Source organism: Streptomyces sp. NPDC047982 (genome assembly GCF_043204165.1).
In the GTDB taxonomy this organism is placed as follows: Bacteria; Actinomycetota; Actinomycetes; order Streptomycetales; family Streptomycetaceae; genus Streptomyces.
The window spans coordinates 401,470-416,770 of sequence record NZ_JBIDBS010000003.1 but is presented as its reverse complement, the minus strand read 5'-3'; the positions used below and the strand labels follow the sequence as shown (position 1 = coordinate 416,770).

The window sequence follows — 15,301 nt, the reverse complement described above, 5'->3', positions numbered from 1 at the left end:
ACCACCCTCGCACGCACCACTGACAACGGGCTCACGGCCTCTCAGGAGACGGGCCGGGAGTCCGTCCACACGGACTCGAACTCCTCGCGGTACGTCTCGAACAGTCCGTGCTCGCTGTCCTGCCCGGTCCGGACCACCGTGCGCCCGCCGCCGCGCAGCACCAGCACGGGCGACTCCATGCCGCGTGCGCGCCGCAGATACGGCTGCACGACCCCGACCGCGTCCGTCCCGTCGCCGTCCACGAGGTAGGCCGTGAAGCGCGGCGTCTCGTCGAAGACGTGGATCTCGAACGCGCCCGGGTCGCGGAGCTTGGAACGGACGCGGCGCATGTGGAGGATGTTCATCTCCACGGACCGGCTCAGCTCGCCCTTCTTGATGCCCAGTTCCCGCTCGCGCCGCTTGACCGCGCTGCTGGCCGGATTGATGAAGAGCAGTCGGACCCGGCAGCCGGACTCGGCCAGCCGGATCAGTCTGCGACCGGAGAAGTTCTGCACCAGCAGGTTGAGTCCGATACCGATCGCGTCGAGGCGCCGCGAGCCGCCGAACAGGTCCTCGGCGGGCAGCTGGCGCTGGAGCCGCACCCGGTCGGGGTGGACGGACACCACGTCCGCGTACCGGTCACCGACCAGCTCCTCGACGGCGTCGACCGGGAGCCGGTCGGCCGACGGGACCGCGGCGCCGCCGCCCAGGATCTCCAGGAGCCGGGCGGAGGCTCGCTCGGCCTGGGCGAGGACCGCCTCGTTCAGCGCGCGGTTGCGGGAGACCACGTTCCGGGCGACTTCCAGCTCGTCGAGCGCCAGTTCGACCTCTCGGCGGTCGTCGAAGTAGGGCTCGAAGCACGGCCAGTGCTGGATCAGCAGTTCCCGCAGCTGAGGCAGGGTGAGGAAGCTGAGCACGTTGTCGTCGGCCGGATCGAGCAGATAGCCCTTGCGCCGGGAGACCTCGCGCACCGCGACGGCACGCTGCACCCACTCCTGCCCGGCGGGCCCGGCGGCGGCCACCACCCACTCCTCGCCGTGCACCGGCCCGTAGATGGGCCGGAGCACCGCGGCGACCACGGCCCGCAGCCGTTGCTCCACGAAATTCAGCCAGATGTAGGCGCGCCCGGCCCGCTGGGCGCGGGTGCGCACCTCGCTCCAGGCGTCCGCGCCCCAGTCCAGTTCCGCGCCGATCTCCACGGGCCGGACAAGCGAGACCGCCCCTGGTGGGGCATCGGTGGATTCCCCCTCGTGACCTGTGTCACCCGGGGGCAGCTCGAAGCCTTCCGAGCTCACCCGTGCACCGCCTTCCACTCCCCCACCAACGATCAAGGAAGGGTACTCCGCGAGTGCGATCCGACGCAGCCGGATGCACAGGCTGCTTTCGTCAACTCCCCAACGCAATAAGCGCGTTCCCGGTGACGAGTTCTGCCGTAGTGAGCGGATTCATAGCGATTGAACCCCCGCCCGAGGCTTCGTTCCGGGGCCGGAGCGATTTCGGGGCGCGGGAATCCGGCCCCGGGGGCGACACGGAGCGGACCGATGTTGACCGGCCCGGGCGACGTCCTAGGCAGCCGCACCTGTTTCGGGGAAGATTCGAGAGGATCGGCAAAATACGGAATATTCATAAAAGACCGTGCCCGAACGACACATAACCACCAGTCACCCGGATCAGAAGTGGAAGAGTCGAAGCTATGCAGGTCTGGCCGGGACAGGCGTATCCCCTCGGAGCCACGTACGACGGCGCCGGGACCAACTTCGCGGTCTTCTCGGAGGCCGCCCACCGAATCGAGTTGTGCCTGCTGCACGACGACGGTTCCGAGACGGCGGTGGAGCTCAGGGAGACCGACGCCTTCGTCCGCCATGCCTACGTGCCGGGGGTGATGCCCGGTCAGCGGTACGGCTTCAGGGTGCACGGGCCGTACGAGCCCGAGCGCGGTGTCCGCTGCAATTCGGCGAAGCTGCTGCTCGACCCGTACGCCAGGGCTGTGGCCGGACAGGTCCGGTGGGGCGAGGCGGTGTACGGCTATCCGTTCGGCCGGCCGGACGCGCGCAATGACCTCGACTCGGCGCCTCACACCATGACCTCGGTCGTGGTGAACCCGTACTTCGACTGGGGCGACGACCGGCGGCCCCGCACCGACTACCACCGCACGGTGATCTACGAGGCCCATGTGAAGGGCCTGACGATGCTCCACCCGGGACTCCCGAAGGAGCTGCGCGGGACGTACGCGGCACTGGCCCATCCGGAGGTGATCGCCCATCTGACCGAACTGGGCATCACCGCGATCGAGCTGATGCCCGTTCACCAGTTTGTCCAGGACCACCGACTGGTCGACGCGGGGCTGGCCAATTACTGGGGCTACAACACGATCGGGTTCTTCGCCCCGCACAACGCGTACGCGTCCTGGGGCGACCGCGGAGAGCAGGTGCTGGAGTTCAAGCAGGCGGTGCGGGCGCTGCACCAGGCGGGCATCGAGGTGATCCTCGACGTCGTCTACAACCACACCGCCGAAGGCAACCACCTGGGGCCGACGCTCTCCTTCCGGGGCCTGGACAACGCCTCGTACTACCGGCTCGCGGACGACCAGCGGTATTACATGGACACGACCGGGACGGGGAACTCCCTGCTGATGCGGTCGCCGCACGTGCTCCAGCTGATCATGGACTCGCTGCGCTACTGGGTCACGGAGATGCACGTCGATGGCTTCCGGTTCGATCTGGCGGCCACACTGGCCCGGCAGTTCCACGAGGTGGACCGGCTGTCGTCGTTCTTCGACCTGGTCCAGCAGGATCCGGTGGTCAGCCAGGTGAAACTGATCGCCGAGCCGTGGGACGTGGGCGAGGGCGGATACCAGGTGGGGAACTTCCCGCCGCTGTGGACCGAGTGGAACGGCAAGTACCGGGACACCGTGCGGGACCTGTGGCGGGGCGAGCCGCGGACGCTCGCCGAGTTCGCCGGACGGCTGACCGGCTCGTCCGATCTGTACCAGGACGACGGACGGCGGCCACTCGCCTCGATCAACTTCGCCACCTGCCACGACGGGTTCACGCTGCACGACCTGGTCGCGTACAACGACAAGCACAACGAGGCGAACGGCGAGGGCAACCGGGACGGCGAGAGCTACAACCGGTCCTGGAACTGCGGGGTGGAGGGCGAGACGGACGACCCGGAGGTCCTGGGGCTGCGGATGCGGCAGATGCGGAACTTCGTCGCCACGCTCATGGTGTCCCAGGGCGTGCCGATGCTGAGCCACGGCGACGAGTTCGGACGCACCCAGCGCGGCAACAACAACGCGTACTGCCAGGACAACGAGTTGGCGTGGGTGCACTGGCCGGCCCCGGCCGACGCCGCACGGAGCGGCCCGCAGCACGGCGCCGGGGACGGCGAGGCCGTGTGGGGGGACGCGGACGGGAACGCCGAAGGCGGCGAGGACGGCCTGGGCAGCAGCCTGCTGGAGTTCACCCGGGCGATGGTCTGGCTCCGTCGCGACCATCCGGTCTTCCGCCGCCGCCGGTTCTTCCACGGACGTCCTGTCGAGGGCACGCACGACGAGCTGTCGGACATCGCGTGGTTCACGCCCGGGGGCCGGGAGATGACGCAGCGGGACTGGCAGGCGGCGCATGCCAAGGCGCTGACGGTCTTTCTCAACGGTCACGCGATCTCGGAGCCGGGGCCGCGCGGCGAGCGGATCTCCGACGACTCGTTCCTGCTGATGTTCAACGCGAGCGCCGAGACGCTGGAGTTCCGCGTGCCGGTGCATCACGGGCGACAGTGGATGGTGGTCGTCGACACGGCCCGCCCGGCCGGGGTCCTGCCGGGCTGCGGACCGAAGGTCTCGGCGGGCGAACGGGTGACGCTGGTCGGGCGGAGCATGGCGGTGCTCCAGCGCCCGGCGTAGGCGCCGACCACGACTGCCCGGTATGGACGTTTCGCACGCCCGCTCGTACGCGGGACGCGGGGACGTCGGGGACGCGCGTACGCAGGGAGGCGGGGACGCGGGGCGCGAGGGTGTCCGGCGTACGCGCGGGCGCGGGGCGTGAACGGGTCCCCGCGCGCGGCGTGCGCAGGCACGGCGCCGGCTCGGGGCGCATCCGGACGGCGTGGGCGTGGGGTGTGGGGGATGCCCGGCATACGCGGCCGGCGCCGTGCACGGTGCGCGTCTGGCAGGTACACGCCCGGCACGTGTGTCCGGTGCCGTGACGATGCCCGGCGTACGCGCCCCGCGCGGGCGTCCGGCGCGCACGCGGACGGCGCGTCGGGGGCGGGGCGCGACACCGCCGGTCGAGCCCATTGCGGCGTTCCGTGACACAGCGGTACGCGGGCCGGGTACGTAACGGCGCATGACGCCCACCGCCACCTATCGGCTTCAGCTCCAGCCCGACTTCCCGTTCCCCGCCGCCGAGGAGGCCGTGCCGTACCTCGCCGCGCTCGGGGTCTCTCATCTGCATCTCTCCCCGGTCCTGGAGGCCGTGCCGGGCTCCCGGCACGGCTACGACGTCGTCGACCACGGGCGGGTGCGCGCCGAGCTCGGCGGCGAGGAGGGGCTGCGGAGGCTGGCCCGTACGGCCCGGAAGCACGGTCTGGGGCTGGTCGTGGACATCGTGCCGAACCACATGGCGGCCGTGCCGCGGCTCAACCGCCCGCTGTGGGAAGTGCTGCGCGAGGGCGCCGGGTCGCCGTACGCGCGCTGGTTCGACATCGACTGGGAGGCGGGCGGCGGCAGGGTGCTGCTGCCGGTGCTCGGCGGGCGGATCGGCGACGAGCTCGACGCGTTCCGGGTCGACGGCGAGGTGCTGCGCCACGGTGAGCAGGAGTTCCCGCTCCGGGCCGGTACCGCGCACCTGCCGCTGCCCGAGCTGCTGGACGCCCAGCACTACCGGCTCTGCTGGTGGCGGCTGGCCCGCACCGAACTGAACTACCGCCGGTTCTTCACCATCTCCGGCCTCGTCGGGGTCCGGGTCGAGGACCCGGAGATCTTCGACGCCACCCACGGCAAGATCCTCGAACTGGTCCGGGACCGAGTGATCGACGGTCTGCGGGTCGACCACCCCGACGGGCTCGCCGATCCCGGGTCCTATCTGGCGCGGCTCTCGGCGGCGACCGACGGACGGTGGACGGTCGTGGAGAAGATCCTCACCGGTGACGAGCGGCTCCCTGCCGACTGGCCCGTCGCGGGCACGACCGGGTACGACGCGCTGCACCGGATCGACGGCCTCTTCGTCGACCCGATGGGAGCCTCCGAGCTGATCGGACGTTACCGGGAGCACGCGGGACCGGCCATGGACCGCGGCGGTTCGTGGAAGGCGACCGTCCGGCGGGCCGCGAACGAGGTCGTGACGCATGAGCTGGCCGCCGAGACGGGACTGCTGACCAGGCTCGCCGCACGCGTCTGCGCCCAGGACCCCGCGCTGCGCGACCACGCGCCGTGGGCCCTGCACGCCGCCGTCCGCGAGCTGCTGGTACGCATGCCGGTCTACCGCCCCTACGCGACGGCGGGCGGTCCGTGCCCGGAGACGGGCTCCGCGGTGGCGCCTGTGGCGGCCCCCGTTCCGGCCCCGGAGACGCTGCCGGACGTGGTCGTGCGCGACGCGAAGGCGGCGTTCGTCGTGCCGGAGGAGGCGTCGGCGGTGGACGTGGTGCGGGACCTCGCGCTGGGGCGGCTGGGCGGGGGGCCCGACCGGGCCGCGTTCTGCGCCCGGTTCGCGCAGACCGCGTCGGCGCTGCGCGCCAAGTCGGTCGAGGACACGGCGTTCTACCGGTACGTCCCGCTGGTCTCCGCGAACGAGGTGGGCGGTGACCCGGGTCGGCCGGCCGTGACGCCGGAGGAGTTCCACGCGTTCTGCGCCCGGCTGGCCCACGACCGGCCCGCCACGGGCACGGTGCTGACCACGCACGACACCAAACGCAGCGCCGATGTGCGGGCACGGATCGCGGTCCTGACGGAGTGCCCGGAACAGTGGTCCTGGCTGCTGGTGGAGCTCGCGCGGACGACTCCCACGACCGCGCCGGACGAGCAGTTCGCCTGGCAGGCGTGGCAGACGGCCGTGGGGTGCGCGCGGCTGTCGGCCGGGGAGGCGGCGGGGCGGCTGGAACCGGCGCTGCTGAAGGCCGTGCGTGAGGCGGGGCTGTTCACCGGGTGGACCGAGCGCGATCCGGGGTACGAGCGGGCGGTGACGGACTTCGTCGCGGCCGGGCCGGCGGCGGACGGCGGTGTGGTGCGCGAGATGCTGGACCGGTTCACGGCCGCGCTCGACCCGTACGCGCGGGCCAATGTGCTCGGCGCGGCGCTGGTGCACCTGACGATGCCGGGGGTGCCGGATCTGTACCAGGGCACGGAACGGGAGTACGTGGCGCTGGTCGACCCGGACAACCGGCGGCCCTTCCGCCTCCCGCCCGAGGACGGCCCCTGCGGGGAGAAGGCGGACCTCACGTCGGTGGTGCTGCGGCTGCGGCGCGAGCGGCCCGGGGTGTTCGGGGAGACCGGTACCTACGTCCCGCTGAGCGCGCGTGGCCCGGCGGCCGCGCACTGTCTGGCGTTCTGCCGCTCGGACGAAGTGGTCACGGCGGTGACCCGGCTGTCGCTGCGCCTGGCGGAGTCGGGCGGCTGGCACGGTACGGAGCTGGTGCTGCCGGACGAGGGGCCGTGGACCGATCTGCTGACACCCGGCCGGAAGTTCACCGGGCCCTCGGTCGCGGTGGCCGAGCTGTTCGCCGAACTGCCGGTGGCGCTCCTCGGCCGGGCCGGGACCGGCCGAGGGCTGCCCGACGGAACCGGTGACTGACTCCTTGTCCGGTTGTCGCACGACGGCCCCGGAAGGCCGGCCCGTGCGCAGCCGCCCACTCTTCGGCCGCCGGTCCGACGATCCCGCAAGGCCGCACCACGCGGCCCGGAAGCAGAACCACACCTCGCAGGGCGACCGGCTCCGCCACGGCGACCGTCACCGCCGCCACCACGGCCATGGCCGTCCGCAGGCGCGCCGAGGCGGCGGACACCGGCCGCTCGGCCACTGTGCCGCCGGTGTCGGCGGGGCGCCTCTGTCAGGCGGGAGGTTCGAGGACGGGCGCGGTGAGCCGGAAGCTCATTCCCCCGAAGCTCACCTGGTCCCCCTCGCGGACCTGGACCACGCCGACGACCCGCTGCCCGTTGACGCAGGTGCCGTTGGTCGAGCCGAGATCGCGGAGCATCCAGCGGCCGTCCCGCGTGGTGAGCTCGGCGTGCAACCGGGAGACGGACTCGTGGTTGAGCCGCAGTCCGTTGCCCGGATCGCGGCCGATCCGCAGCGGGTACGGGCTGGGGGCGGGCAGCAGGAGCCTCGGCAGCCGTTCGGTCCGCCAGACCCGGCGCACCCGGCCGGGGAAGCCGGACATCCCGCCCACGGCCTTGAGCAGCCGCCGCGTCCAGCGTCCTTCATTCCCCTCCACGTCCGCGGTGAGGGCGGACAGTTCCTCCGGGCTCCGGGCGACAAGAGCGAGTTCCATGCGGCGCAGGAAGGTGTCGTGCGACAGCTTGCCCTGTGCGGCGCCCTCTCTGAGTACGCCGAGCACACGGTCGCGCTGGGCGTCCGACAGCCGCGCGGGATACGTGTGGGAGTCGAAGGGGGACGTCACGAGGCCAATTGTCGGCCCGACCTCCCCGGAGTGTCCAGAAGAGCCCCGGCCCGCACGGCAACGCTCCCTTCCGGGCGGCGCGCCCGGCGCGAGTCCCGGAGCCGCGCCGGGGAAGCGGCTGCTACCGTCTCCCGCCGCGCCGCACGTGATCCCCGGGCGGCCTTCCGCACCCGTCGAGGAGACCTCGTGCCCCCTGCGCCACCGGAACCGGCGTCACAGGAACTGGCCATCCGTCCGCTCACCGGCCCGGAAGAACTCGGGCTCTTCCTCCGTCTGTCCTACCTCCTCGACCACGAGCTGGCCGACGACCTGGAGAGCGGACGCCGCCGTCCCGGGTGGATGTGGGTGGCGCTGCGCGGTGAGCGGGTGGTGGCCCGGATCGCCTGGTGGAGCCGGGACGGGGACGCGCCGCTGCTCCTGGACGTCTTCGACCTCGACGACACCCTGCCGGGGCCCGAACGCGAGGAGGCGGGCCTGCGGCTGCTGGAGACGGCGACGGCGGCGGTCGTACCGGCCGGCGTGCCGCGCCCCGAGTACGGACGCTACGTCCCGCCGGACTGGCGCGAGGACCCGGTCGTCCGCGAGAGCGTCGGGACGCGGATCCGGGTGATGGAGCGCTCCGGAGCGCGGATGCTGGTGGAACGGCTGCGCCTGGAGTGGCGCGCCGGTACGCCGGTGCCGCCGGACGACGGGCGGCTGCGGTTCCGCCCGGTGGAGGGACGGGAGGATCTGCTCGCGCTGATGACGCCGGTGATGGAGGGCACTCTGGACGCCCACGGCCGGGCCGATCTGGCGTCCGGGCTCAGCGCCCGCGAGGCCGCCGAGAAGCACTACGACGAGGAGTTGGCCACGTACGCCACCCCGCGCGCGTGGTGGCGGATCGCCGAGCTGCCGGACGGCGAGCCCGTCGGGTTCGTGATCCCGGCGCGCAACGACTACAACCCGGTCATCGCCTACATCGGCGTGCTGCCCGCCCGGCGCGGCCACGGGTACGTGGACGACATCCTCGCCGAGGGGACCCGGGTGCTGGCCGGGCAGGACGGGGTGGACCGGATCCGGGCCGCGACCGACCTCGGCAACGCCCCGATGGCGGCGGCCTTCGCACGCCTCGGGTACGTGGACTTCGGCCGGTCCTTCGGCATGGTCTGGGACTGATCCCGCCAGGCGACGGGCCCGCCGGTCGGCGCCTGGGCCGGCCGGCGACGCGTCAGCCGGCTGCGGGCGGGTCGCTAGGGCCGGTCCTGCTCGGGCCCACCGCTGAGTTGCGCCAGCCACTCCAGGCGGAGGCGCTGTTCGGCGGGGATCGTCGCGTCCTCGCCGCGCGGCCCCACGTTGAGCAGTACGTTGCCGTCTTCCTCCGCCGTCTCGCGGACGAGAGTCTCCAGCGCGTCCCGGCCGAGGAACGCCTCGGGCGGGGAGTTGCGGTTTTGACTTCCGCTCCCCGGGCTAGAGCCCGGGGATTCCTACCACGGTCGGCTGACCGTCTCGGTGGGTTCCTGCTTCACCGCGCTGGGCCGGTACGAGTACCGGTCTTACCTGCGCTCCACGGGCTGACACCGCCAGTCCGGCGGCCTTGGCGACGTTGACCGCCGCGTTGATGTCCCGGTCGAGGACGGCCCCGCATGCCCCGCATGCCCACACGCGGATGTGGAGGGGCTTGGGGCCGTCCTTGACGCCGCACTGCGAGCAGACCTGGGAGGTCGGCTCGAACCGTCCGATGCGGAGGAATCTGCGGCCGAACTTCGCGGCCTTGTACTCCAGCATCATCACAAACGCGGACCATCCCGCGTCGTGGACGGACTTGGCCAAGCGCGTACGGGCGAGCCCCTTCACCGCCAGGTCCTCGACGGCAATCGCTTGGTTGTCGCGAATGATCCTCGTTGAGAGCCGGTGGTGGAACTCGCGCCGTGCGTCGGCCACCTGCGCGTGAGCGCGGGCGACCTTGATGCGGGCCGAAGCCGGGCGGGAACGCGGGCACGGCGGACGCGGACGTCCCGGACACGTCCGGCACCGGCACATTCGGCATCGGTGCGTTCGACGCCGACACCTTCGACCGCGGCACGTTCATCTCGGCCTCCACAGCCGTAAGTAGGCAGTGCGTAGGGATGCGTATTGAGCGGAAGCGGGCAGGGCAATGATCAGGACCAGACCTTAATCCCCTGTAACGGGCTCGATCCAGTGTCGAGAGCCAGCCTTCGCGGCTGTTGCCGACGACGGGGCACGGGGCGCGAGAAGACGAGGAGCGTTGCATGCTGTTCGAGGTATGGGCACCGGATGCGGATTCGGTCGACCTGTGGCTGGCGGGCACACGGCGGGCGATGGCACGCGACGACGAGCGGGCCGGCTGGTGGACGGTGGAGGCCGAGGCGTCGGACGGGGACCGTTACGGATTCGTCCTGAACGGGGACGGGGACGGGAACGGGGCCGGGGACGGGAACGGGGCCGGTGGCGACAGGGACGGGGACAGGAAGGGTGCCGGGGACGGGGCCGGACGGGTGCGCGTGCTGCCCGATCCCCGTTCGCGCCGCCAGCCGGACGGGCCGGACGGCGCGAGTGCCGTCGTCGACCACTCGGCGTACGCCTGGCGCAACGCATGGGCGGGACGGGGGCTGCCGGGCGCCGTCCTGTACGAGCTGCACATCGGTACGTTCACACCGGAGGGCACCTTCGACGCCGCGGCCGCCCGACTCGGCCATCTCACCGCACTGGGCGTCACCCATGTGTCGCTGATGCCGGTGTGCCCCTTCCCGGGGACCCGGGGCTGGGGATACGACGGGGTGGCACCCTGGGCCGTGCACGAGCCGTACGGCGGCCCGGTGGGCCTGAAGCGCTTCGTCGACGTCGCGCACGGTCTGGGGCTCGCGGTGGTCCTCGACGTGGTGCACAACCACCTCGGTCCGTCGGGCAACCACCTGACGGCCTTCGGCCCGTACTTCACCGACACCCACCACACCCCGTGGGGCGCGGCGGTCAACCTCGACGCGCCGGGCTCGGACGAGGTGCGGGCGTATCTGCTGGGCAGCGCTCTCGCCTGGCTGCGGGACTACCGGCTCGACGGGCTGCGGCTGGACGCGGTCCACGCGCTGGCCGACTCCCGGGCGCTGACCTTTCTGGAGGAGCTGTCCGCGGCGACCGACCTTCTCTCCGCCGAGCTGGGCCGCCCGCTCCCGCTGATCGCCGAGTCCGACCGCTGCGATCCCCGGACGACCACACCGCGCGAGTCGGGCGGCATCGGACTGCACGCCCAGTGGAACGACGATTTCCACCACGCCCTGCACACCGCACTGACCGGCGAGTCCCAGGGGTACTACGCGGACTTCGCCGCCGCTCCGCTGGCCGCCGTCGCCAAGACGGTGACCAGCGGGTTCTTCCACAACGGTACGTACTCCGCCTTCCGCGGCCGGACCCACGGCCGCCCGGTCGACATCGCCCGCACCCCGGCCCACCGTTTCGTCGGCTACGCCCAGACCCACGACCAGATCGGCAACCGGGCACAGGGCGACCGGCTCGCCGCCACGCTCTCCCCCGGTCTGCTGGCCTGCGCCGCCGCGCTCGTGCTGACCGGTCCGTTCACCCCGATGCTGTTCATGGGCGAGGAATGGGGCGCCCGCACTCCCTGGCAGTACTTCACCGACCACACGGATCCGGCGCTCGCCGAGGCGGTCCGCACCGGCAGACGACGCGAGTTCGCCGCACACGGCTGGGCGGCGGACGACGTCCCCGATCCGCAGGACCCGGCCACCCGTGACCGCTCCTGCCTGGACTGGAGCGAACCGGACCGGGAGCCGCACGCCCGCCTGCTGGCCTGGTACCGGCAACTGATCGCGCTGCGCGGCGCGTTGCCCGACCTGGCCGACCCCGATCTGGCGTCGGTGCACACCGCCTTCGACGAGCGCGCGCGCTGGCTGGCGTACCGGCGGGGCGATCTGCGGATCGCGGTCAACCTCGACGGAAGGGCGGCCACGATCCCGCTGGGCGACGGGCGGCGCGGAGGCGACACCGGCCGGGTGGTGGCCGCGTGGGAGCCCGTCGAGGCACCCGGGAGCGACGGGCTGCTGCGTCTGCCGCCGGAGTCGTGCGTGGTGCTGGCCGATGACTGAGACGCCGTTGGCGCTCCACTGACGATGCTCGGTCGACTCCCTTGCCGCGCAGGGTGCTTCAGCTCGTACGCTCCCGGCGGGAATGGCACGGGAGGACCCCACGAAGCGGCGATTCCTCGGGCGCGCACAGGTGGCCGGTCGGGGCACGCACACGTGGCGGTGGCCGTGGCAGTCCCAGTGGCCGTGGCCGTAAAGGCACGCACGCCGTCACCACGGGTGCGCGCCGCAGCGTCCGCGCGCGCCCGGGTCGCGGCTACTCGACGATCGCCAGTTCGCGCGCCGTGTTGTTGAGGCGTCGGCCGCCGTCCTCGGTCACGGTCACGATGTCCTCGATCCGTACGCCGAACCGGCCCGGCAGGTAGATGCCCGGCTCCACCGAGAAGCACATCCCGGGCACCAACGGCCGTTCCTCGCCTTCGATCATGTACGGCGGTTCGTGGGTGGTGACGCCGATTCCGTGGCCGGTGCGGTGGATGAAACGCTCGCCGTAGCCGAACTCGGTGATGACGGCGCGGGCGGCCCGGTCGATCTCCTGGCAGGCGACCCCGGGCCGGACCGCGGCGCAGCCCGCCTCCTGCGCCTGCCGCACGATGTCGTGGACCCGCTGCTCCTCGGCGGTGGGTTCGCCGACATGCACCGTACGGGAGGTGTCGGAGCCGTAGCCGTGCTTGAGACCGCCGAAGTCGAGCACCACCATGTCGCCCGGTTCGATGGTGCGGTCGCCCGCCTCGTGATGCGGGTTGGCGCCGTTGGGTCCGGATCCGACGACGGTGAAGTCGACCTGGGAGTGCCCGAACCGCTTGAGCAGGTCGGCCAGTTCGGCGGCGATGTCGGTCTCCCTGCGCCCCGAGAACCGCACCTTGAGGATCTCCTCGTACGTGGCGTCGGCGGCGGCCCCGGCAGCCGCGAGGCGCTCCAGCTCGGAGGCGTCCTTGACCGCGCGGAGCATCGGCAGGGCCTCGGTGAGGGAGACGTACGAGGTGTCCGGGAGCGCGTGCCGGAGTCCGAGCAGATGCATGGCCCAGGCGTTGTCGCTGATCCCGTACCGCCCCCGGTCCTGGAGGAGCGGGGCGGCGACGGCGTACGGGTCCTTGCCGTCGGTCCAGTCCCGCAGCGTGAGGGCCGGTCCGCCGACGGCCTTCGCCGCATCCGGGGCCTCCAGGGTCGGGACGACGAGGACGGGGTCCTGACCGGGAGTGAGGACGAGGAGCGTGAGACGTTCGGTGTTCACGGGCTGGTAGCCGGTGAGGTGGACGAGGTCGGGGCCGGGGGCGACCAGCACCCCCGCGAGCCCCGCCTCGGCGGCGGCGTCGGCCGCGCGCGCCATCCGGGCCCGGTAGTCGTCGGCGGTGAAGGGCACGGGCTGGTTCGGGCTGGACATACGTACCTCCTGGCGGGCGCGGAACGTCGAGACGAGACATGACACGGCGTACGCATCCTGCCCCTACCCACCGGGTCGACGCGAGCGCGGCCCGCGGGGACACCCGCAGCGGCGCCCTGCCGCGACACGCGGCGCGGCGCCGCCCATCGCATCGCCCTGCTGCCGCAGTCCCCGCATGCTCCCGAGGCGGTGACCATGGTGCCCGTGGCGCGTTCGCCCCGCGAGCAGCGGATCGCGCCCGCCGGCAGGTAGCGGGCGCCCACGCCGCACCCGTGCGGCGCTGCCCGGTCACGGGGGCGGGGTCAGCGTGCGCCCCTGCCCTCCAGGTAGGCCAGCACCGCGAGCACCCGCCGGTGCACCGTGCCGTCGTCCGCTTCCAGACCGAGCTTGAGGAAGATCGACCCGATGTGCTTGCTCACGGCCCGTTCGGTCACCACCAGTTCGTCGGCGATGGTGCCGTTCGCCTTGCCCTGTGCCATCAGTTCCAGGACCTGGCGCTCACGCGGGGTGAGGGTGCGCAGGGGCTCGGCCGACGACTTGCGGGTCAGCAGCTGCGTCACGACCTCCGGATCGAGTGCCGTACCGCCACCCGCGACCCGTTCGAGCGCCTGGAGGAACTGGTCGACACGACCCACCCGGTCCTTCAGCAGATAGCCGATGCCCTGGGCACCCCGGGCGAGCAGCTCGGCGGCGTACGTCTCCTCGACGTACTGCGACAGGACCAGGATCGGCAGGCCGGGGAGCTGTTCACGGGCGGCGAGCGCGGCGCGCAGCCCCTCGTCGCGGAAGGTGGGCGGGAGCCGTACGTCGAGCACGGCGGCGTCCGGGCGATGCTCAAGCAGGGCGGGCAGCACCTCGGGGCCGGTCGCCGCGTCCGCCACCACCTCGTGGCCCGAGCTGGTGAGCAGCAGAATCAGGCCCTCCCGCAACAGCGCGTTGTCCTCCGCGATCACGATCCGCACGGCAGCTCCACTTCGATCTCCGTCGGCCCCCCGGTGGGGCTGCTGATGCGGGTGGTGCCGTCGAGGGCGGCGATCCGCCGTCTGATGCCGACCAGCCCGCTGCCGGCGCGTTCGTCCGCGCCGCCGCGACCATCGTCGCCGACGGCCACCCGCAGGGTGCCGGGGACCCGGTCGATCCGCACGGTCGCGGCGGTGGCACCGCTGTGCTTGCCGATGTTGGTGAGGGCCTCGGCGACCACGAAGTACGCGGCGGCCTCGATCGCGGCCGGAAGCCGTCGCCCGTCGTCCACACCGTCCACGTCCGTGCTGACGGGCACGCCGACGTCGGCGGCCAACGCCCTTACCGCGCCCGCGAGTCCACGGTCCGTCAGCACCGGCGGGTGGATGCCGCGCACCACGTGCCGCAGTTCCGCCAGGGCCTCCTCCGCCCCGTCCTGGGCCTCGTCGAGCCGTCGGCGCGCGGCGGGCGGGTCGCTGTCGAGGAGCTGTTTGGCGAGGCCGATACGCATCGACAGGGCGACGATCCTGGCCTGGGCCCCGTCGTGCAGGTCCCGTTCGATGCGGCGCAGTTCGGCACCGTGCGCCTCGATCGCCCCGGTCCGGCTCTCGGTCAGCTGGTCGATCCGGCCGGCGAGGACGGCTGACGGCGAGGGCGTGAGCAGGGACCGCGACCAGCTCGCCGACAGGTCGGCGAGGACCCCGTGCCAGCGCAGCGCCCAGCCGTGGCGCACCGGCGGCGGCGTCCCCCACTCGTCCGCCCTCCGCCGGTCCAGCCGGTGCTGGACCGGCAGCACGACCCCGTCGACGAGGAGCCCGACCGGCCACAGCACCATCGCGAGACATCCGAGGCCGTTCCCCGCGAGCGCGTGGAACGGCATCCAGCGCGCGGCGCGCCAGACCGTCGGATCGTTGAGGACGCGCCGTACCCGTTCGGAGAGTTCACCACCGTCCGGAGGCGGCCAGGGCGCCGGTGCGTACGGCACGCCGAGCCTCTCCGCCGCCCTGCGGCGCTCGAACTCCACCAGCGCGCGCAGCGGCTTCACCGCCTCGGGCAGGGCGGGCAGCCCGATGAGCACCGCCGCGAACAACAGGACGGCCACCACCAGGAAGGTGCCGACGTAGCAGACCAAAGCCGTCCCCATGCCGATGAGCAGGTGGCGCGAGGCGTCCCAGGAACGCCGGACGGCGATCGTCAGCGGGGCGGGAGTGGTGCTCATGGCGCACCACGTTACGGGGCGCCGCCCGCCCCCGGAGTGGTGGTCTCCCCC

At 72.6% G+C, this 15,301-nt stretch carries 9 protein-coding genes and 3 pseudogenes; 5 read left to right on the top strand and 7 right to left on the bottom strand.

Translation table 11 applies throughout. The features are described from left to right. Positions 1-41 precede the first annotated feature (41 nt). The gene (locus tag ACGF2V_RS05405; protein ID WP_362627995.1) at positions 42-1,274 is read right to left on the bottom strand and encodes an SAV2148 family HEPN domain-containing protein; all 1,233 of its coding nucleotides are present in this window, start codon (positions 1,272-1,274) and stop codon (positions 42-44) included. A gap of 398 nt (positions 1,275-1,672) precedes the next feature. Here ACGF2V_RS05405 and glgX point away from each other — a divergent pair, with 398 nt between their 5' ends. Both glgX and treY read left to right on the top strand, forming a co-directional pair. Beyond that, positions 1,673-3,880 (top strand): glycogen debranching protein GlgX, encoded by a 2,208-nt coding sequence (gene glgX / locus ACGF2V_RS05400; protein WP_362627998.1) that lies wholly within the window; start codon positions 1,673-1,675, stop codon positions 3,878-3,880. Positions 3,881-4,322: 442 nt separating this feature from the next. Further along, on the top strand, positions 4,323-6,764 hold the full coding sequence (gene treY / locus ACGF2V_RS05395; RefSeq protein WP_362710393.1) for a malto-oligosyltrehalose synthase: 2,442 nt from the start codon (positions 4,323-4,325) through the stop codon (positions 6,762-6,764). 256 nt (positions 6,765-7,020) lie between these two features. Here the strand turns inward: treY and ACGF2V_RS05390 are convergent, their stop codons facing one another. Next, positions 7,021-7,590, bottom strand: a complete 570-nt coding sequence (locus ACGF2V_RS05390; protein ID WP_362628003.1) for a DUF1707 and FHA domain-containing protein — start codon at positions 7,588-7,590, stop codon at positions 7,021-7,023. A gap of 186 nt (positions 7,591-7,776) precedes the next feature. On the opposite strand from ACGF2V_RS05390, the gene ACGF2V_RS05385 reads away from it, so the two are divergent. Beyond that, a complete protein-coding gene (locus ACGF2V_RS05385; RefSeq protein WP_362710396.1) occupies positions 7,777-8,745 on the top strand; it encodes a GNAT family N-acetyltransferase in 969 nt (322 codons plus the stop codon). Between the two features lie 74 nt (positions 8,746-8,819). On the opposite strand, the pseudogene ACGF2V_RS05380 reads toward ACGF2V_RS05385, so the two are convergent. Then, positions 8,820-9,017: pseudogene (locus ACGF2V_RS05380) on the bottom strand (alpha-L-fucosidase); the annotation flags it as partial. Between the two features lie 19 nt (positions 9,018-9,036). Then, positions 9,037-9,543, bottom strand: a pseudogene (locus ACGF2V_RS05375) (RNA-guided endonuclease InsQ/TnpB family protein); the annotation flags it as partial. Positions 9,544-9,839: 296 nt separating this feature from the next. On the opposite strand from ACGF2V_RS05375, the gene treZ reads away from it, so the two are divergent. Continuing rightward, positions 9,840-11,690 carry a malto-oligosyltrehalose trehalohydrolase gene (treZ, locus tag ACGF2V_RS05370; RefSeq protein WP_362710402.1) on the top strand — a complete coding sequence of 617 codons (1,851 nt, stop codon included), beginning with the start codon at positions 9,840-9,842 and terminating at the stop codon, positions 11,688-11,690. A 253-nt stretch (positions 11,691-11,943) separates the two neighbouring features. On the opposite strand, the gene ACGF2V_RS05365 is transcribed toward treZ, so the two are convergent. Beyond that, entirely contained in the window at positions 11,944-13,071 is a 1,128-nt protein-coding gene (locus tag ACGF2V_RS05365; protein WP_362630148.1) for an aminopeptidase P family protein, read from the bottom strand. A 129-nt stretch (positions 13,072-13,200) separates the two neighbouring features. On the opposite strand from ACGF2V_RS05365, the pseudogene fecE reads away from it, so the two are divergent. Further along, positions 13,201-13,293: pseudogene (gene fecE, locus ACGF2V_RS05360) on the top strand (Fe(3+) dicitrate ABC transporter ATP-binding protein FecE); the annotation flags it as partial. A gap of 80 nt (positions 13,294-13,373) precedes the next feature. Here fecE and ACGF2V_RS05355 read toward each other — a convergent pair. Continuing rightward, positions 13,374-14,033, bottom strand: coding sequence for a response regulator transcription factor (locus tag ACGF2V_RS05355; protein ID WP_362630150.1), 660 nt, complete (start codon positions 14,031-14,033; stop codon positions 13,374-13,376). Then, the gene (locus tag ACGF2V_RS05350; RefSeq protein ID WP_362710405.1) at positions 14,021-15,250 is read right to left on the bottom strand and encodes a sensor histidine kinase; all 1,230 of its coding nucleotides are present in this window, start codon (positions 15,248-15,250) and stop codon (positions 14,021-14,023) included. The genes ACGF2V_RS05355 and ACGF2V_RS05350 overlap by 13 nt, the downstream gene beginning before the upstream one ends. Between the last annotated feature and the right edge of the window lie 51 nt (positions 15,251-15,301).